Origin of the sequence: Pseudomonas sp. NPDC088885 (assembly GCF_044750025.1) — a bacterium.
In the GTDB taxonomy this organism is placed as follows: Bacteria; Pseudomonadota; Gammaproteobacteria; order Pseudomonadales; family Pseudomonadaceae; genus Aquipseudomonas; species Aquipseudomonas rustica.
In genome coordinates this window covers 1-4,104 of sequence record NZ_JBIVJB010000181.1, presented here as the reverse complement: position 1 = coordinate 4,104, position 4,104 = coordinate 1, and the positions used below count along the sequence as shown (strand labels likewise).

The following is a 4,104-nucleotide window of genomic DNA, read 5'->3' as shown; positions in this document are numbered from 1 at the left end:
CGACGGCGCCAACATGAACGCGATGGTCGGCCTGTGCGCACCGGGCAAGTTCGGCGGCGATGTCTCGCACCTGAACCTGCACAAAACCTTCTGCATCCCCCACGGCGGTGGCGGCCCGGGCGTTGGCCCGATTGGCGTGAAGTCGCACCTGACGCCGTTCCTGCCCGGCCACGGCCAGATGGAACGCAAAGAAGGCGCGGTCTGCGCGGCACCGTTTGGCAGCGCAAGTATTCTGCCGATCACCTGGATGTACATTCGCATGATGGGCGGCGCCGGTCTGAAGCGCGCTTCGCAACTGGCGATCCTCAATGCCAACTACATTTCCCGTCGCCTCGAAGAGCACTACCCAGTGCTGTACACCGGCAGCAATGGCTTGGTGGCGCACGAATGCATCCTCGATCTGCGTCCGTTGAAAGACAGCAGCGGCATCAGCGTTGATGACGTCGCCAAGCGCCTGATCGACTTCGGTTTCCACGCGCCGACCATGTCGTTCCCGGTTGCTGGCACGCTGATGATCGAGCCGACCGAAAGCGAATCCAAAGAAGAACTCGATCGCTTCTGCGACGCCATGATCCGCATCCGCGAAGAAATCCGCGCGGTGGAAAACGGCACGCTGGACAAGGACGACAACCCACTGAAAAACGCTCCGCACACCGCAGCGGAACTGGTTGGCGAGTGGACGCACCCGTACAGCCGCGAGCAAGCGGTTTACCCGGTAGCGTCGCTGATCGAAGGCAAATACTGGCCACCGGTCGGTCGTGTCGACAACGTCTTCGGCGACCGCAACCTCGTCTGCGCCTGCCCGTCGATCGAAAGCTACGCTTAAACGTGTAGGGGGCGAGCCACTCGCCCCCACCGCTTCACCTGTAGGAGCTGCCGAAGGCTGCGATCTTTTGATCTTGCCGTTGAAAGATCAGGATCAAAAGATCGCAGCCTTCGGCAGCTCCTACAGGGGGATGTAACCAGCCTGATGTTTCGCCAATTCCTATAACAAGAAACCGGAGAACCACTCATGTCGTTAAGCGTGTTCGACCTGTTCAAGATTGGCATCGGCCCCTCCAGTTCCCACACCGTCGGCCCGATGCGTGCTGCTGCGCGTTTCGCCGAAGGTTTACGCCGTGAAAACCTGCTGACGGCCACCGCCAGCGTTCGTGTCGAGTTGTACGGTTCCCTCGGTGCCACTGGCAAAGGCCACGGCAGCGACAAAGCCGTGCTGCTCGGCCTCGAAGGCGAACATCCCGACACCGTTGATACCGAAACCGTCGCCGCGCGCCTGCAAGAAATTCGCGGCAACGGTCGCTTGAACCTGCTCGGTGAACACAGCATTGCGTTCAACGAGAAAGAACACTTGGCGATGATTCGCAAGCCGCTGGCCTATCACCCCAACGGCATGATCTTCCGCGCCTTCGATGCGGCCGGGCTGCAGATCCGCAGCCGCGAGTACTACTCGGTCGGTGGTGGTTTTGTCGTCGATGAGGACGCGGCCGGTGCCGATCGCATCGTCGAAGACGCGACGCCGCTGACCTTCCCGTTCAAAAGTGCCAAGGATTTGCTCGGCCATTGCACCACTTACGGCCTATCGATCAGCCAAGTGATGCTGACCAACGAAAGCGCCTGGCGCCCGGAAGCGGAAACCCGCGCCGGCCTGCTGAACATCTGGCAAGTGATGCAGGACTGCGTTGCTGCCGGTTGCCGTAACGAAGGTATTTTGCCCGGTGGTTTGAAGGTCAAACGCCGAGCGGCAGCGTTGCACCGGCAACTGTGCAAGAACCCGGAATCAGCATTGCGCGATCCGTTGTCGGTGCTCGATTGGGTCAACCTGTATGCCTTGGCGGTCAACGAAGAAAACGCCAACGGTGGCCGCGTGGTCACGGCACCCACCAACGGTGCGGCGGGGATTATTCCGGCGGTGCTGCATTACTACATGCGTTTTATCCCCGGCGCGAATGACGATGGCGTCGTGCGCTTTCTGCTGACAGCAGCCGCCATCGGCATTCTCTACAAGGAAAACGCCTCGATCTCCGGCGCCGAAGTCGGCTGTCAGGGCGAAGTCGGCGTGGCCTGTTCGATGGCGGCCGGCGCGTTGTGCGAAGTGCTCGGTGGCAGCGTCCAGCAAGTCGAGAACGCAGCGGAAATCGGCATGGAACACAACCTCGGACTGACCTGCGACCCGATTGGCGGATTGGTGCAGGTGCCCTGCATCGAGCGCAATGCGATGGGCTCGGTGAAAGCCATCAACGCGGTGCGCATGGCCATGCGCGGCGACGGCCAGCATTTCGTCTCCCTCGACAAAGTCATCCGCACCATGCGCCAGACCGGTGCCGACATGAAAAGCAAATACAAAGAGACCGCGCGCGGCGGTCTGGCGGTCAACATCATTGAATGCTGAACCTTATTTAACGTCGCCTCCCTCAGGGAGACGATCGCACTTAGCCCCCTCTCCCTCCGGGAGAGCAACGTAACTAACTCCCTCTCCCTCCGGGAGAGGGCTGGGGTGAGGGGCTCTTGATCTTGCCCTTACCCCAAACCCAAATTTTCAAGGAGCCACGCATGTCCACCGAACAACTGTCGAAAACTCCACTTCACGCGCTGCACATCGAACTCGGCGCCCGCATGGTGCCGTTCGCCGGCTACGACATGCCGGTGCAATACCCGCTCGGCGTGATGAAAGAACACCAGCACACCCGTGAACACGCCGGGCTGTTCGACGTCTCGCACATGGGCCAGATCCGCCTGACCGGCGCCAACGCCGCTAAAGCCCTGGAAACCCTGGTGCCGGTGGACATCATCGACCTGCCGGTGGGCATGCAGCGTTACGCCATGTTCACCAACGAGACCGGCGGCATCCTCGATGACCTGATGGTCGCCAACCTCGGCAACGACGAACTGTTCCTGGTGGTCAACGCCGCGTGCAAGGATCAGGATCTCGCCCATCTGCAAAAACACATCGGCGACCAGTGCACCATTACAGAGCTGTTCGAAGAGCGCGCCCTGCTGGCGCTGCAAGGCCCGGCAGCCGTTACGGTGCTGGCGCGCCTTGCACCTGAAGTCGCGAAGATGACCTTCATGCAATTCAACCGCGTGTCGTTGCTGGGCGTGGATTGCTTCGTCAGCCGCTCGGGCTACACCGGTGAAGACGGTTTCGAAATCTCCGTGCCTGCCGCCGATGCGGCAAAACTCGCCCGTGCCCTGCTCGCCGAACCGGAAGTCCAGGCCATCGGCCTCGGCGCCCGCGATTCGCTGCGCCTCGAAGCCGGCCTGTGCCTGTACGGTCACGACATGAACACCGAAACCACACCGATCGAAGCCAGCCTGTTGTGGGCGATCTCCAAGCCCCGTCGTGCAGACGGCGCGCGGGCCGGTGGTTTCCCGGGTGCAGAGCAGGTATTCGCACAGCAACAGAATGGCGTCGCACGTAAACGCGTCGGCCTGCTGCCGCAAGAACGTACCCCGGTGCGCGAAGGCGCTGAAATCGTCAACGAAGCCGGCGAGATCATCGGCAGCGTGTGCAGCGGCGGTTTCGGTCCGACTCTCGGCGGGCCTCTGGCGATGGGTTACCTCGACAAGGCTTATAACGCGATCGATACCGTCGTATGGGCCATCGTGCGTGGGAAAAAGGTGCCAATGCTTGTAAGCAAAATGCCATTTGTTCCGCAACGCTACTACCGTGGTTGATTGACTGTTTCTATAAGTAACGCGGTTGCGTTAAACGTGCACTAATGTGTAACGCAACCGCCATAAAACAGTGCATCTCCCACCCTTCTATTCGAATATGAACTTTGCTTATAACGATCGAAAACAATTGAACAAGCGAATCACCTAAGCCGCACTAGTGAACTGACTAATTGCCATCAAGCGCAGTGAAACCGGGGCCTTCACGGGGGCTTGTTTTTTCTCCCGTAGTTGGCGTAGAGTTTGTTCACTGTGTTTGCATGGGTCAGCTTTGAATCGTGACCTGGGCAGTAGCCTACAAGTTAGCTACATCCCGTTCGACGTCTTCTTACTCTCCTGCAACCAGCCCCAGTACTCTTTCATGTGAAAGAGACTGTCATTAATTTTTGCGTCAAAGGAAATAAGAAATGTCCACACGTCAGAGCGGTACCT

2 protein-coding genes and 1 pseudogene are annotated in these 4,104 nt (G+C 59.6%); all 3 read left to right on the top strand.

Features of this window, described 5'->3' with window-relative positions:
- Window positions 1-826: pseudogene (locus ACIP1X_RS28005) on the top strand (glycine dehydrogenase (aminomethyl-transferring)); the annotation flags it as partial.
- A 186-nt stretch (window positions 827-1,012) separates the two neighbouring features.
- Window positions 1,013-2,389 (top strand): L-serine ammonia-lyase, encoded by a 1,377-nt coding sequence (locus tag ACIP1X_RS28000; RefSeq protein WP_400755890.1) that lies wholly within the window; start codon window positions 1,013-1,015, stop codon window positions 2,387-2,389.
- Window positions 2,390-2,550: 161 nt separating this feature from the next.
- A complete protein-coding gene (gene gcvT, locus ACIP1X_RS27995; protein ID WP_282355436.1) occupies window positions 2,551-3,675 on the top strand; it encodes a glycine cleavage system aminomethyltransferase GcvT in 1,125 nt (374 codons plus the stop codon).
- Window positions 3,676-4,104 lie beyond the last annotated feature (429 nt).